The organism is Methylolobus aquaticus, from assembly GCF_054172105.1.
This window is the reverse complement of the sequence record NZ_JBSYXP010000003.1, coordinates 269,740-283,445: the sequence shown is the minus strand read 5'-3', so window position 1 is coordinate 283,445 and position 13,706 is coordinate 269,740. Positions and strand designations below refer to the sequence as shown.

Here is a 13,706-nt window from a genome sequence, read left to right as displayed (position 1 = left end):
CAACCCCGCGCGCCCGCCATCGCCGACAGCCGGCGCGCAAAGCCGGCAAGTCGCACCCCCCACGCATCGCACGCCAACGTCCCTGCCGACCCGGTGACAGCAGTCATCAGCGGTTCCCGAGAATCGGAACTGCGGCTCTTTCGCGGCATCGACCGCCAAAGAACGGTTGTGCGCAAGCAACACCCTCCCACCCCAAAGCCTGCGCAGCCCGATTCTGCTGCGCGTCCGTCGTCACGGTCGGCCACGCCGTCCGAACCGCTGAAAGGGAGACCCGCGGCCGCGCCCCGCATACCCCCACCGTGACTATGTCGCCGAGGCTTCTCGCGGTATGATTCCGCGCTGACCACCCCTGCCTGGCGGCGCGGCCCATGGCTTCCGCGGTGATTAATGACAACCGCGCGACCGGCATCTCGCCGGACCATCGACTCCACCCTTTACTGGAAACGTCATGCGCAACTGGAAACGAGTGCTGATCACCGTCTTTTCGATCGCGACGGTCCTCGCTGTCGTGGTGCTGGGCACCGGCGTCGCGCTGACCGGTTTTCTGATCGATCTGTGGTGGTTCGAAGCGCTCGACTTCGGTGGCTACTTCTGGCTGCGGCTGCTGTATCGCTACATCCTGTCCGGCGGCGTCACGGTTTTCTTCTTTCTGATCCTGTTCCTGAACTTCCTGGCCGCCTCGCGCTACCTCGGCGTCGACCAGGGTACGCTGGACGATCTGACCGACACCAGCGAGGGCCGGCGTTCCCGGCGGATGCTGGCCTTGTTCCAGACCGGATCGTTACGGGTATTCACGCCCCTCGCCGTGATGCTGGCGATTGCGATTGCCTGGCCGTTCTATGACGACTGGGAGCGGGCTCTGCTGTTCTTTTTCGGCCCGAACTCCGGTGTAAGCGACCCGGTGTTCCACAAGGACATCAGCTTTTACCTGTTCGAGTTGCCAATCTTCAAGCTGATCCAGCGCGAGTTGCTGTTCGCCTTCGGCATCATGACGCTGGGCATCGCCGGCCTGTACTGGATGGAACACCGGATCACCGCACTGGCCGCGCGGCCGTGGTCGACGGGTGCGCGGATCCACCTGAGCGGACTGGGGATCATCACGGGCCTGATTCTCGCCTGGGGCTTCATGCTGGAGCGCTACACGCTGCTGCACGCGACGGCCCACGAACCGGTGTTCTACGGCCCGGGTTTCGTCGAGATTCGCTATTACCTGCCGCTGATCTGGGTCATGATCGTGAGCCTGATCGCCGGTGTCGTCGCCCTCGTTTTCTATTTGAACCGGGGCGGGAAAGGCCTGATGGTGTCCGGCGTCTGCGCGATGGTGTTCGCTGGAGCCTGGGGCCTGCGCCAGTTCGATGTCCTTCCCGACCTGATCAACCGTTTCGTGGTCAAGCCGAACCCGGTCAAGGCCGAGCGCGAGTTCATGCGTGCCAATATCGCAGCGACGCTGGATGCCTACGACCTGACGGATGTCGAAACCATCGACGTCACGGCAGCAACCGATCTGTGGGACATACTGGACCCGCACATCCGCCAGACACTGCATAACATCCCTGTCTGGGATCCCGAATTCCTCGACGACGTCTACCAGCAAATGCAGGGCATACGCCCCTACTACCACTTCAGCGACGTCGACGCGGCCCGATACCAGCTCAACGGACGGTTGGAACAGGTCAATCTGGCAGCCAGAGAAGTCAATACCGACCGCCTGCCGGCCGGCGCCCTGACCTGGGAGAACCTCCACCTTCGCTACACGCACGGTTTCGGCGCCGTCATCACACCGACTGCTCAGGACGGTGGGGTGCCGATGCAGTGGTATCTTCGGGACTTGAACCTGCGCTCCGACGTGGGTTTCAGCATCGACAAACCGGATATCTACTACGGCCTCGAAAAGCTCGACTACGCCATCGTCCCGAACCGGCTCGATCTCGTCGGCCTGTCGAGCTTCGATGAGATGTCGAGCCAGAACTATACCGGCGCCGGCGGCATCCCGATCAGCTCCCTGTTTCGCAAATTGTTGGCGGCGATCTACCTCCGCGATGAGAAGCTGTTCTTCTCCGTGGCCATCGATGGCAACAGCCAGTTGTTGATGCGGCGGAACATCGTCGAGCGGATCAGGACGCTGACGCCATATCTGAAGCTGGACAACGACCCGTACATCATCGTCACACCGACGCGCATGTTCTGGATCCAGGACGCCTACACGATCTCGGACCAATATCCCGAATCCAAGGCCTCTGAGTTCCGTTTCGGTGGTGACACAACCGAGCAGCGCTTCAACTACATACGGAACGCCGTCAAGATCGTGGTCGACGCGTTCGACGGCAAAGTCGAGTACTACATCGCCGACCCGCGTGATCCACACGTGCGGGCCTACGCTCGGGCGTACCCGGGCGTCTTCAAGGATCTGAACGACATGCCGCCGTTGCTCCGTGATCAGTTGCGCTACCCGCGCGACAGTTTCGCGATCCAGATGAAGATCTTCGCGCGCTACCATCAGACCGAGCCGGAGTTGTTCTACCAACAGGCCGAAACCATGGAGATGGCGAAGGTCCAGGACCAGATCGTCAAGCCCTACTATCTGACGACCTACCTGGAGAGCTGCGCCGACATGAACAACTTCGTGCTGTTGAGCCCGATGACGCCGATCGGCCGCGGCAATCTGAGCGTGCTGGCCATTGGCGGCGCACAGCGGAACGACGAGTGCGGGATTCCCTATTCCAAGAACATCGTCATCTACAAGTTCAGCAAGGACGTGCAGGTCGACGGCCCCTCGCAGGTCAGCGCGCTGATCGACCAGGACAGCGAAGTCGCCCAGGCCTTCACGCTGTGGGATCAGAAAGGCTCACAAGTCATCCGCGGGCGCATCATCATCCTACCGGTGGGCAACTCGATCCTCTACGTCCAGCCAGTCTATCTGGTTTCGCGAGCGGACACGCGCATTCCCGAACTCACCCGCATCATCCTGTCACTCGGGAACGTGGTCGTCATGGACACGACCCTCGAACGCGCCTTCTCGCGCCTGGAGACCCGACTGAAGGAAGTCGCGCCACCCGGTGCGGCAGCACCCGCGACAACGCCAATCAATCATCAGAAGCGGCCGGAGCAGCCCGAGATGACGCCCATACCCTGAGGAACGCCGCCCGCCGACGATGGAAAGGCTGCACCGCCGCGGCCTTTCCATCTGGGCACGCCGATCTGGATATGGCAGAGTAAGGGCGTGTTTCGCAATCGCCCCCCATCCCGAACGCCGTGGCCCCGACCCTCTGAGGGTTATCCGGTCCGGCAGGAGCAGCGCAAGTGACTAGCGAATCCGAAGGGCTCGAATGGCAACGAACGGCGCTCGCCGACAGGCGACGACGTCCAACACCCGCGATCAGCCGCTATTGGTTTCGTGGGCGCCGGCGGCACGTCCGGCGGGCCGCCGATGCCTGCGGCGGTTATTACGTCGATCACCCCGGCACAAAAACCCTTTGGGCCGCGGCGGCGCTGTTGGTGCTGACGCTGCTCGACGGCCTGCTCACGCTCCGGTTGCTGGGCGGCGGGGCTACCGAAGAAAATCCGGTGATGGCCTATGCGCTCTCTCTGGGCGTTTCCACCTTCCTGCTGACGAAGTATCTGCTGACCGTACCATCGGTCGGTATGCTTATGATCCACAAGAATTTCCCGGTACTACATCCACGCTTCCGGGTGAAGTGGATCTTCGTCGGCTTTCTGGGCATCTATGGCGCACTCGTCGGATACGAGTTGGCACTGTTCGGCGTGATGGAATCGTAGGACCAAGACGGTATCCACTCCATCATCCGGATACGACAACGCCGGCCCGGGTTGCCCCGAGCCGGCGTTTGGCGGGTATGCGCTTAACGGCAGGATCAGTGCATTTCGGCTGCGATCTGACGGTGAAGTTCAGCCATCGCCTTGGCATCCGCTGCGCCCGCTTCGAAATCCCGCAGCATTGCGCCCGAACGCGCGCGCAAGTCCTTGATGCGACGGCCGTAACGATGAGGACGGGCTTGATAGTCGGCCAGGGCACGCCGCTGCTCTTCGGCGTTAGCTTCCTCTGTTGCGGCAATCTCGTCGAAGTGTTTAGCCAACGCTTCGTGGCCGGCGGCGGAGTCGGCATTTTCGGCTGCGGCAGCCCAATCCTGCGAGGGATTGGTCTTCGTCGCGCAACCGGCACTCACCAAGGCTGCCAGTATCAGGGCCGGTATCAGGATCACTTTCATAGAATCGTTTCCTTCTCGGGTCAGACTATCGGGATGCGGCACAAGAACGCGGCGGTCCTCGCGGCTGCCATACGACCAGAACTGTACCCGAGCGTCAACGCCGAAGCAAACGACAACGAACGGCCTGGAACCCGTCGAGCGTACTGCCGAAGTCGTAGATACGGGCATTGACACCCCATCCGCCGGGTGATCCTGCCGGCACTTATCCGCGGATCGGGACGGTCGACGAACGCCTCACATTGACAGCTTTTGTCGCATTCACACAAAATATTGTCTCAATTAGCCTTTTTTCAAAATTGTGACCGTCGCGGATCGCTCGATGACGAGCAGGATCGATGGTGCAGCGCAACAAGCCGCGGGGGCAGACATGGTCAATGTTATCTCGGCAGTAAAGACAGTGTTTCGCGGAGTGGGGCAGGTCTTCTTTCAGGAGAACGCCGCTACGGGCGCGTTGTTTACGGCAGGGATCGCCCTGAGTTCGCCACCGATGGCGGTTGCCGCCGTCGCCGGGTCGGCCATCGGGGCGGTCACAGCCAAAGCCATGGGTTTCGACCGGGACGCATTGCAGGCCGGCGTCTACGGTTTCAATGCCGCCCTGGTCGGGCTGTCCACTCTGTTCTTTTTCGAACTGGGACCAGCGAGCCTCGTATTGATGGTCCTGGGCTGCGTCGCCACCACTCTGCTGGCGCGCCTGCTGCAGCGTCAGCTTCCGTTTCCGACCTACACCCTGGCCTTCATCGTGACGACGTGGGCGCTGTTCTATCTGGGGGTCGCTCTCGATCTGCCGCAGGTCGAGAATGTGGCTGGTCCGAAGGCCGATTCCCTGCTCGCCGCGATCGTTCGCGGTGTCGGACAGGTGAAGTTCCAGGCGAATGCCGGCACCGGTTTACTCTTCCTGCTCGGGATTGCCGTGAGCGACTGGCGCCACGCGGTTTGGGTCCTGACGGCATCAATGCTGAGCGTGCTGGGGGCGGTGTTCCACAACGCGCCGACCGAGGGCATCGCTCTCGGCCTATACGGCTACAACGCGCCCCTGACTGCGTTGGCGCTGTTCCTGTGGCGTCCGTCGTTGATCGCACCGCTGCTGGGAATCATGCTGTGCATCCCGATCACCGAATACGTGCCGCTGCTTGGCTTGCCCGCGCTGACGCTACCCTTCGTGCTGACGACGTGGCTGGTGCTCGCGCTAGGAGCCCTTGAATCCCGGCTGTTCCGGACGGGCCGATAGGGCAGCGCTTCCCGCGATACAGGGATGGACTGAAACCAAGCCGGGACGGCTCTGGTTCGAAGTTTCCGGAGAGTCCTGGGCGCTTTGCCTGACCTTATCTTCGAGGCGGTTCAGAACTTGATCAGGGCGCTGACCACACCGGTCAATTGATTCTGGTAGCGCGCTTCGCCATTGCCGCCGAACGCACGATCCCCGGCGAAGTCGCCGCGAATCTCGGGGCGGATCTCCAGATACTTCACCGGATGCCAGTTGACGCCCAGCGTCAGCGCGCCGTACTGCGTGTCGATGCCGGTCCGCGTACCCTTGATGTCGGCGAAATAGTCGGCGCGGGCCTGCAAATCCAGGGTCGGTATCAGATGCAGGATGCCGATGGTGTAGAGACCGTACCAGGAACCGGTGCCGACTGGTGTGTTGGCGTCCCAGCCCATGTTCGATTGCACGACCTGCGTGAACCGTTCGCTCCAGTTGTGCTGGACGCGCAGCTCCACGACGGTATCGAAGTCACCGGCCATGCCGGGCGCGGCGAAAATCGCGTTTTCGCCGGCATGCAGCGAGCCGGTTAGCCGCGTGCGGTTTTCCTCGGTCAGCCAGTAGTTCACCTGGCCGATGTAGCAGATCGAGTTCGCGCTGCGCTTGCTGAAGAAGGTATTGGCACCAAAGGTCATGCCGTTCCAGACCTCGAGTTGCCGACTGACGTGCAGGTTCGTCAGGAAGCCCGTGAACGCCCCGTCCTGCGAATAGAAAAACTGGTAGTCGCTGGAATAAAAGGGGCGGTACGGGGCCAGGAAGCCGTTGTAGCCGATGATGGTATTCATGCGGCCGACCTTGATGTCCATGCCGCCTTCGGTCAGCACCGGCAAGTGCGCGGACACGTACAAGTCGCGGAAATCGTAACCGAAGCGAGGATTTCCCGGCGGGTTGTCAATGCCGCCCTTGGGCTGGCCCAGCGCGGCATCGGCACCCATGAAGTAGCGGACGTTGAAGCCCACGTCGAACTGGTCCTGACGGAGCGGCTTCTGCAGCACGAAACCGATCTGATTCAGCAACACGGCATCGCCGAAGCGATTTTGTCGCGGCTGCACGTTCAATAGCCCGCCACCGCTGGTCGTGCCCGTGTAGCCGCTTTCGATCCAGCCGAACGAGCGGATGCCGGTATCGCCGAACAGCTTGCCCAGGCGAAAGCCGTCCATCAGCACTTTCACGTCATCGACCGGCGTGGGCCCGAGCCGGTCAGATTCCGCGTCATCGATATCTTCGATCCATTCACCGGGCAGCGAGTGCGATTCCAGTCCTGATCCGGCAGTGTAGGGCGCGGCATGAGCGCCATTGTCGGCCGCTCGTGGGGCAATGTCCTGAGCTGCGACGGCACCCGATGCGATCACCCAGCAGGCGCCAAGAATCCTTCGTTTCATTGTGCGTACACCCCCCTCCGCAATGATCCGAGGCGCGGCGCTGTGACGCCCGGCCGTTATGACGCCGCGCCGTGTGGCTGCAACATGCCTTTCGTGATGATGAAGTCCTCGATCGCCGCAAGTCCCTCACCCGTCTTCAAATTCGAGAACACGAACGGACGGTCGCCCCGCATCTTCCGGGCATCACGATCCATCACTTCGAGCGAGGCACCGACATAAGGCGCCAGGTCGATCTTGTTGATCACCAGCAAGTCGGAGCGCGTGATCCCCGGCCCACCCTTGCGCGGGATTTTGTCGCCGGCGGCGACGTCGATGACGTAGATGGTCAGGTCGGACAGTTCGGGACTGAAGGTCGCACTAAGGTTGTCGCCGCCGCTCTCGACCATCACGAAATCCAGATCCTTCCAGCGTTCGCACAACTCGTCGACCGCCGCCAGGTTCATCGACGCATCCTCGCGGATCGCCGTGTGGGGACAACCGCCGGTCTCGACGCCGAGGATGCGGTCCTCTGGCAACGCCTGGCTGCGAATCAGGAACTGCTGGTCCTCGCGCGTGTAGATATCGTTCGTGACCACGGCGATGTCGAACCGTTCACGCATGCGCTTGCAGAGCGCATCCACCAGAGCGGTTTTGCCGGAACCCACCGGACCGCCGATGCCGAGTCGAAGTACCTGCTTACCCATCGTTGACCTCTTATGAACGGAATAATCGGGAGTACTGCATCTCGTGCCGGCTGCTCGCCAGCGCGAACGCGAAGACGCTGCCGCCGATCTGGTCATCGGTCAGCGCCAGGGCTTCATCCACTCGGGCCGGCAGTTGGTCAGCCAGATCGCGCAGCAGGCGCTGACCCGCGACCTGCCCGAGCGGGACCAGCTTGACCGCGCAGAGCACCTGGTTTTCCAGCCAACTCCACAGATAGCCCATCAGCGTTTCCCGTTTCGGGACGCCCCATTGGACCGCCGCCATGGCGAACAGGGTTGCCAGGGTCGCCTCCGGCTTTCGAGACCAGACTTGTGATTCAGCCAAACCCAGCGATTCGGACAAGCGCGCCAACGCCTGACCCGTCTGCCGGTCCTCCTCCCGCAACTCGGCCGTTTCCCGATGCGCGATCAGGGTCCGTGTCCAGTGCTCGACGGCATCGCTATCGTCACAGGCCCAGGCGTCGTGCAGGCGCGCAACGATGGGCAGGTCGACGCGTGACTGACAGCGCTCGAGGATGCCACCAATCCAGCGGCCGGTTTCTTCCTCATTCGTCACCCAGCCGTCATCGATCGCCCGCTCCAAGCCCTGGGAATAGCTGTACATGCCGATCGGCAACCCGGGACTGACCAGTTGCAGCAAGCGCAACAGGGCGAGATCAGTGATCATGACCTTGATAAGCGCCCGCTTCCGGCTCGAACGGCAGCGAGCGATGCTCGACGCGCAGCCCCAGCCCCTCGACCATGTGATCCAGCACATGATCGGCGAGGTAACGCAACTCGCCCTCCAGGATCTGCAGCGAGAGGTGCCGGTTACCCAGGTGATAGCAGGCCCGAGCCATCAGCAGAGCGTCGTCCGAGCGCACGACCGAAAGCGGTTCCTCCGCGGCCTGCACCCGCACCTTGATGCCCTCCTGGCTGGTCAATACCATGCCCGAGCGCAGACACTGACCGCGCGTCAGCAGGAAAACTCCCACCGCTTTCCCGCCGTCGGTGACAGCGGAAAAGCGGCTCTTGCGGCGCGTTTCGAAGGGCAGTGTCAGCGTGTCATCATGCGACGCGCCGGCCTCTGCCACACCGTTGAGCTGCAACATGATCAGAACAGGAAGTAGCGCTGAGCCAGCGGCAGCACGTCGGCCGGATCACAGGTCAACAAGACGCCGTCGGCGCGGACCTCGTAGGTCTGCGGATCGACCTCCATTTTCGGCGTGTAGCTGTTGTGGATCAGGTCCTTCTTACTGACGGTGCGCGTGCCGCGTACGAGGCCCACGCCCTTGCGCAGGGCCAGCGCGGACGGTATGCCCGCATCGATCGCAGCACCCGGCAGGAAGATCAGCGATGTGGCCGCGGTGGCTCCACCGAAAGCGCCCCACATGGGGCGGTAATGCACCGGCTGCGGGGTCGGGATGGACGCATTGATATCGCCCATCGGGGCCGCCGCGACCAGGCCGCCCTTGATGATCAGGCTGGGTTTGACGCCAAAGAACGCCGGACGCCACAGGACCAGGTCCGCGAGTTTGCCGGGCTCTATCGAACCAACTTCATGCGCGATGCCGTGGCTGAGTGCCGGATTGATCGTGTACTTCGCGACATACCGCTTGACGCGAAAGTTATCGTTGCGGGCCGAGTCCTCCTTCAACGCGCCTCTTTGCACCTTCATCTTGTGCGCCGCCTGCCAGGTGCGGGTGATGACTTCGCCCACGCGGCCCATGGCCTGGGAATCCGAAGACACGATCGAGAAGGCGCCGAGGTCGTGCAGAATGTCTTCTGCGGCGATGGTTTCGCGCCGGATGCGCGATTCGGCAAAGGCGACGTCTTCCGCGATCGATGGATCGAGATGGTGGCACACCATCAGCATGTCCAGATGCTCGTCCGCGGTGTTGATCGTATAGGGACGCGTCGGATTGGTAGACGCCGGCAGTACGTTCGGCAAGCCGCAGGCGGTGATGATGTCCGGCGCATGACCGCCGCCAGCCCCTTCCGTGTGGAAGCTGTGGATCGTCCGACCCTTGAACGCCGCAAACGTATCCTCGACGAAGCCGGATTCGTTCAGGGTGTCGGTATGGATGGCGACCTGTACATCGTAACGATCGGCCACCGAGAGGCAGCAATCGATGGCAGCCGGCGTCGTACCCCAGTCTTCGTGGAGCTTCAGGCCGATCGCGCCGGCCCGGATCTGTTCTTCGAGTCCGGCCGGCAAGCTGGCATTCCCCTTGCCGAGTATCCCGAAGTTCATCGGAAAGCCATCGAGCGCCTGCAACATGCGGTGGATGTGCCACGGGCCCGGCGTGCAGGTCGTGGCACTGGTTCCCGCCGTCGGCCCGGTGCCGCCACCGATGAAGGTCGTGACCCCGGAACACAGCGCTTCCTCGATCTGCTGCGGACAGATGTAATGGATGTGGGTGTCGATACCGCCGGCAGTCAGAATCTGGCCTTCGCCGGCGATGATCTCGGTGCCGGGCCCGATGACGATGTCGACGCCGTTCTGGACATCCGGATTGCCCGATTTGCCGATACCAACAATACGGCCGTTCTTGATCCCGACATCCGCCTTGATGATGCCGCCATAGTCGACGATCAGCGCGTTCGTGATCACCAGGTCCATGGCGGTCAGCGAATCGGCCTGACCCTGCCCCATGCCGTCGCGGATCACCTTGCCGCCGCCGAATTTCACTTCCTCGCCGTAAATCGTCAGATCCGCTTCGACTTCGATGAACAGTTCGCTGTCCGCGAGGCGCACGCGATCGCCGGTCGTCGGTCCGAACATGTCGGCATAAGCCTGCCGGCTCATCTTGCTCATGGGGCGACCTCCAGCGGTCCCATGACGTCCTGGCGGAAGCCATAAACGATGCGCCGACCGGCGAATGGGACCAGATGCACTTCCCTTTCCTGGCCGGGTTCGAAGCGCACCGCGGTACCGGCGGGGATGTCCAGCCGGTAGCCGCGCGCCAGCGCGCGATCGAAGCGCAGCCCCGGGTTGGTTTCGAAGAAATGGTAGTGGGAACCCACCTGCACCGGGCGGTCGCCGGTGTTCGCGACGAGCAGGGTGATGGTTTCGCAGCCGGCGTTGATCTCGATCTCGCCGTCCGCAGTGATGACTTCTCCGGGAATCATGGGGGCCTCCTACTGGATCGGGTCATGGACGGTGACCAGTTTGGTCCCGTCGGGAAACGTGGCTTCGACCTGTACGTCCGGTATCAACTCGCTGATGCCGTCCATCACGTCGTCCCGAGTCAACAGCGTCCTGCCGTAGTCCATCAACTCGGCGACCGTGCGCCCGTCGCGGGCCCCTTCCAGAATGGCGGCCGAGATATAGGCCACGGCTTCCGGATGATTGAGCTTGAGACCACGGGCCTTGCGCCGCTCCGCCAACAATGCGGCAGTGAAGATCAACAGCTTGTCTTTCTCGCGTGGTGTCAGTTGCATGCTTTCTCCTCCGTTCAGGTTGCCCAAATCCGCGGTGCACAGGCCTTGTGCCCGATCACGTCCTCGCGCACTCGAGCCCACACCTGCTGAAAAAAAGTTCGCAGGCGATCGGCCCTCATGTCGCGCCCCCGGCAGATCAACAGGTCGCCGATTCGGGTCACGCCGCGCTCGGGTTGATCGCCGATCAGTTCACGGACGGCTTCGAGATGCGCTGCGGTGCTCGGTGTCGCGAACAGCGTCCCGAACGCCGAACGGCCTCCGAGGCCCCATGGGGCGGCATAGGCTTCCGGGTTCAACAGCGTTCGTTCGAGATAGCGGGGCTCGGCCGCTTGCGTGATGCGCAATTCGAGCCCGACTTCACCGGCCGAAAAACCCTCGCCCGCGGCAGGCCGCCCCAGAACCGCGACGTCCCAGCCGAGAAAGCGGGCGCCGGCCTCCAGTTCGATCGCAACGCGGGCGCTGACACGTGCGCCTTGGTAGAAGATGGTCTCTTGCGGCAGCCACTCCAGCGACGCGCCGCTCGCCACCCGAAGCGCAACCGACTGGCGTGCGAGACCACCGGCGCTGCGGTAAAACTTGCCGGCGGCGGGCGTGGTCACCAGTGCCGCACTGCCGTGCGCCGCGGCGAGCTCGATGCCCAAGGTATCGCCGGCGACCACACCACCCGGCGGATGCAGCAGGTAGACATGACAGATGGGACCTTCGGGATAAAAAGGCCGTTGCACGACCAGGGGGCCGACATGCCGTCGCCGCGCGATCACGGTCTTGCCGTTGCCGGGAGCGAAGCAAAGCCCCAACTCGGCGTTCCACCCTTCGGCAGCCGCTGCCGACGGGGCGGTGCCGGTCAGGGTGCCACGGCCTTGCGAATCAACGAACATGGCCGCCGACCAACCGGGCTGCCGAGGCCAGAACGGGATGACTGGCGAGATGGGACCGCGCGACTCGTGGATTTCTCATTCCGACGCATTCCATGCCGTGTATTTGCGGCTGCAAAGTGCAGTTTCGAGCAAAGCGAAACAGGACACCACGATTCCCGAGTTGGCGAGCCTTTGGAGAAGAGTGACGAGCCTAGCACACGCATGTTTCGGGTAACAACATTCGTGTTGGTGAGGTTGTGATGCAATCAGCCCTGATCGGGCAGGGTAGCCCTGCGATGTCGGGAGTCAGCGGGAGGTCCGGCGCGAGCGTCGAAGACACTTTACGAACGGCACCTCTCTGCAGCGCAAGCCGCCAATGTCAGGGTTCGAAGCGGGTAATCTTGGACCCTTGCAGGCCCAGGCCGGCCATCAAACCCTTTTGGGATGAGATGAAGGCATAGACGTCGCTTCTGAGCGTCGTCGTCGTCATTGCGTTCGCCACACCGCTGTCCACCACCACCAGCGTGGGGCCCGAGCCGACCTCCCAGCCCTGGCTTTCCTTGAGGTAGTCCAAGGCTTTCGGAGTCATGAAGAACATCGCGTAATCGTAGGACTGCACGCCGGCCTGCAGTCCATACGAACCCGCCACGACGTTGTAGTACCCCGAAGTTCGGCCCCGCTCGCGCAGCGCTCCGGTACCGAATTTCGCGCCCCCGATGAATCCGGCCCTGACGACGCCGGGAAAGACGAGGATGCCGCTGGCACGCTTCGCCAGTTCTCTGGCCTTGGGTGTCGTCGCGTAAAGACGCTGCAACGCCGCGTCCACGCTTCGATCGATTTCGGCAGCGGCTTCCGGCCCGCTTCGACCGGTCACGAGCGACTGGCAGCCGCTCAGCAGGAGCAGGCCCGTCAGTGCCAGGATACACGCAAGCATTCGATAGAGGCGCATGGTCGGGTTCCGGTTGAAAAGCGGGAAACCGGAGTGTACGGATCCGGGACCTGCGAGGGAAGGCCCGTGCCCGCTGCATCGTCAGGCACCGGGGCTGCCTCCGGCATGAGCGCCCGAACGCACCGGCGCGTACCGCTTTTCGCAAGGTCCGACCGAATACCTGCCCGTCACTTGACCGTGATAGGTCGCAAGAGCATCATCCTCCGGCCGAGGCCACACCGTTTTGCGAAAACCGACATCAAAAGGAATACAGGACCATGAATAAACGCCGTCTCATTGGCTGGATTGCTCCGGGGATCTGCAGCGCGGTGCTCGCCGGCTGCAGCGCTCCGGGGACCAAACCGACGATCACCGCACCGGCACCGGCTCCGGTAGCCGCCCGCTCGCCGCTGACCGTCCAGCAGGTCAACGACGCCCAGCAGGCCTGGTGCGATTCGCTGGTCAATATCGCCAAGACCTACGCGGCCGGCGGGGACTACAAGACCGTTGCCACGGCTGTGCTGACTAATCAATACAACTACGACTACGGCATGGTGCTGTTCAAGCCCACGCTGACCTTCGGCGATCAGACGTTCCGTCTGACCAAGGAAGGCGCCGCAGCCTACTTCATCGGCGGGAACCCAAAATATCCGGATGACACCGGGTTTGCGTTGAAGCCTTGGGTCGCGTGCCGCTACACGAATTCGGGCGGCGGCGACGGCGTGCTGATCGACGGGGATTTCGCGGCCACGATGGGGAACGTGTTCCTGACTGATGCCAAGGGCGGCGAAACGGTCGTCGACAAGTTCTTCGCGTTCAAACGCGGTGCCGACGGCAAGCTGCGCATCGTCGTGCACAAATCTGCCCTGCCGTTCCAGCCAGCGAAGTAAGCCGCTGCGTTCGACCCGGTCGGCGTGCATTGCCGGCCGGG

The 13,706-nt window shown here is 62.8% G+C and carries 14 protein-coding genes; 4 read left to right on the top strand and 10 right to left on the bottom strand.

Going from position 1 to position 13,706, the window contains the following annotated elements; translation table 11 throughout:
* Nucleotides 1-448: 448 nt before the first annotated feature.
* Nucleotides 449-3,133, top strand: coding sequence for a UPF0182 family protein (locus ACW73L_RS05695; RefSeq protein WP_498920602.1), 2,685 nt, complete (start codon nt 449-451; stop codon nt 3,131-3,133).
* A gap of 167 nt (nt 3,134-3,300) precedes the next feature.
* Complete coding sequence (locus tag ACW73L_RS05690; protein ID WP_498920600.1) at nt 3,301-3,777, top strand: DUF5658 family protein; 477 nt, start codon at nt 3,301-3,303, stop codon at nt 3,775-3,777.
* 95 nt (nt 3,778-3,872) lie between these two features.
* Here the strand turns inward: ACW73L_RS05690 and ACW73L_RS05685 are convergent, their stop codons facing one another.
* The gene (locus ACW73L_RS05685) at nt 3,873-4,226 is read right to left on the bottom strand and encodes a hypothetical protein (protein ID WP_498920599.1); all 354 of its coding nucleotides are present in this window, start codon (nt 4,224-4,226) and stop codon (nt 3,873-3,875) included.
* Nucleotides 4,227-4,545: 319 nt separating this feature from the next.
* Between ACW73L_RS05685 and ACW73L_RS05680 the strand changes: the two genes are divergently transcribed.
* Nucleotides 4,546-5,454: an urea transporter gene (locus ACW73L_RS05680; RefSeq protein ID WP_498920597.1), complete on the top strand. Its 909-nt coding sequence runs from the start codon at nt 4,546-4,548 to the stop codon at nt 5,452-5,454.
* 110 nt (nt 5,455-5,564) lie between these two features.
* Here ACW73L_RS05680 and ACW73L_RS05675 read toward each other — a convergent pair whose 3' ends face one another.
* The 9 genes from ACW73L_RS05675 to ACW73L_RS05635 form a co-directional block, all read right to left on the bottom strand.
* Nucleotides 5,565-6,866, bottom strand: a complete 1,302-nt coding sequence (locus tag ACW73L_RS05675) for an outer membrane beta-barrel protein (protein WP_498920596.1) — start codon at nt 6,864-6,866, stop codon at nt 5,565-5,567.
* A gap of 56 nt (nt 6,867-6,922) precedes the next feature.
* Nucleotides 6,923-7,549 (bottom strand): urease accessory protein UreG, encoded by a 627-nt coding sequence (ureG, locus tag ACW73L_RS05670; RefSeq protein WP_129883888.1) that lies wholly within the window; start codon nt 7,547-7,549, stop codon nt 6,923-6,925.
* Nucleotides 7,550-7,559: 10 nt separating this feature from the next.
* Complete coding sequence (locus tag ACW73L_RS05665; RefSeq protein WP_498920594.1) at nt 7,560-8,234, bottom strand: urease accessory protein UreF; 675 nt, start codon at nt 8,232-8,234, stop codon at nt 7,560-7,562.
* Entirely contained in the window at nt 8,224-8,658 is a 435-nt protein-coding gene (gene ureE, locus ACW73L_RS05660) for an urease accessory protein UreE (protein WP_129883890.1), read from the bottom strand. The genes ACW73L_RS05665 and ureE overlap by 11 nt, the downstream gene beginning before the upstream one ends.
* A gap of 2 nt (nt 8,659-8,660) precedes the next feature.
* Complete coding sequence (gene ureC, locus ACW73L_RS05655; protein WP_498920592.1) at nt 8,661-10,364, bottom strand: urease subunit alpha; 1,704 nt, start codon at nt 10,362-10,364, stop codon at nt 8,661-8,663.
* On the bottom strand, nt 10,361-10,678 hold the full coding sequence (locus ACW73L_RS05650; protein WP_129883892.1) for an urease subunit beta: 318 nt from the start codon (nt 10,676-10,678) through the stop codon (nt 10,361-10,363). The genes ureC and ACW73L_RS05650 overlap by 4 nt, the downstream gene beginning before the upstream one ends.
* Nucleotides 10,679-10,687: 9 nt before the next feature.
* Entirely contained in the window at nt 10,688-10,990 is a 303-nt protein-coding gene (locus tag ACW73L_RS05645) for an urease subunit gamma (RefSeq protein ID WP_129883893.1), read from the bottom strand.
* Between the two features lie 14 nt (nt 10,991-11,004).
* On the bottom strand, nt 11,005-11,868 hold the full coding sequence (locus ACW73L_RS05640; RefSeq protein ID WP_498920589.1) for an urease accessory protein UreD: 864 nt from the start codon (nt 11,866-11,868) through the stop codon (nt 11,005-11,007).
* A gap of 358 nt (nt 11,869-12,226) precedes the next feature.
* A complete protein-coding gene (locus ACW73L_RS05635) occupies nt 12,227-12,796 on the bottom strand; it encodes a lipid-binding SYLF domain-containing protein (protein WP_498920588.1) in 570 nt (189 codons plus the stop codon).
* A gap of 257 nt (nt 12,797-13,053) precedes the next feature.
* On the opposite strand from ACW73L_RS05635, the gene ACW73L_RS05630 reads away from it, so the two are divergent.
* Nucleotides 13,054-13,665 carry a metal-independent carbonic anhydrase family protein gene (locus ACW73L_RS05630; protein ID WP_498920587.1) on the top strand — a complete coding sequence of 204 codons (612 nt, stop codon included), beginning with the start codon at nt 13,054-13,056 and terminating at the stop codon, nt 13,663-13,665.
* Nucleotides 13,666-13,706: the final 41 nt, after the last annotated feature.

Excerpts from the sequence above, each read along its gene's own strand:
- ACW73L_RS05695 (WP_498920602.1), top strand. The coding sequence starts at position 449 with ATGCGCAACTGGAAACGAGTGCTGATCACCGTCTTTTCGATCGCGACG.
- ACW73L_RS05685 (WP_498920599.1), bottom strand. The coding sequence starts at position 4,226 with ATGAAAGTGATCCTGATACCGGCCCTGATACTGGCAGCCTTGGTGAGT.
- ACW73L_RS05680 (WP_498920597.1), top strand. The coding sequence starts at position 4,546 with ATGACGAGCAGGATCGATGGTGCAGCGCAACAAGCCGCGGGGGCAGAC.
- ACW73L_RS05675 (WP_498920596.1), bottom strand. The coding sequence starts at position 6,866 with ATGAAACGAAGGATTCTTGGCGCCTGCTGGGTGATCGCATCGGGTGCC.
- ureG (WP_129883888.1), bottom strand. The coding sequence starts at position 7,549 with ATGGGTAAGCAGGTACTTCGACTCGGCATCGGCGGTCCGGTGGGTTCC.
- ACW73L_RS05665 (WP_498920594.1), bottom strand. The coding sequence starts at position 8,234 with ATGATCACTGATCTCGCCCTGTTGCGCTTGCTGCAACTGGTCAGTCCC.
- ureE (WP_129883890.1), bottom strand. The coding sequence starts at position 8,658 with ATGTTGCAGCTCAACGGTGTGGCAGAGGCCGGCGCGTCGCATGATGAC.
- ureC (WP_498920592.1), bottom strand. The coding sequence starts at position 10,364 with ATGAGCAAGATGAGCCGGCAGGCTTATGCCGACATGTTCGGACCGACG.
- ACW73L_RS05650 (WP_129883892.1), bottom strand. The coding sequence starts at position 10,678 with ATGATTCCCGGAGAAGTCATCACTGCGGACGGCGAGATCGAGATCAAC.
- ACW73L_RS05645 (WP_129883893.1), bottom strand. The coding sequence starts at position 10,990 with ATGCAACTGACACCACGCGAGAAAGACAAGCTGTTGATCTTCACTGCC.
- ACW73L_RS05640 (WP_498920589.1), bottom strand. The coding sequence starts at position 11,868 with ATGTTCGTTGATTCGCAAGGCCGTGGCACCCTGACCGGCACCGCCCCG.
- ACW73L_RS05635 (WP_498920588.1), bottom strand. The coding sequence starts at position 12,796 with ATGCGCCTCTATCGAATGCTTGCGTGTATCCTGGCACTGACGGGCCTG.
- ACW73L_RS05630 (WP_498920587.1), top strand. The coding sequence starts at position 13,054 with ATGAATAAACGCCGTCTCATTGGCTGGATTGCTCCGGGGATCTGCAGC.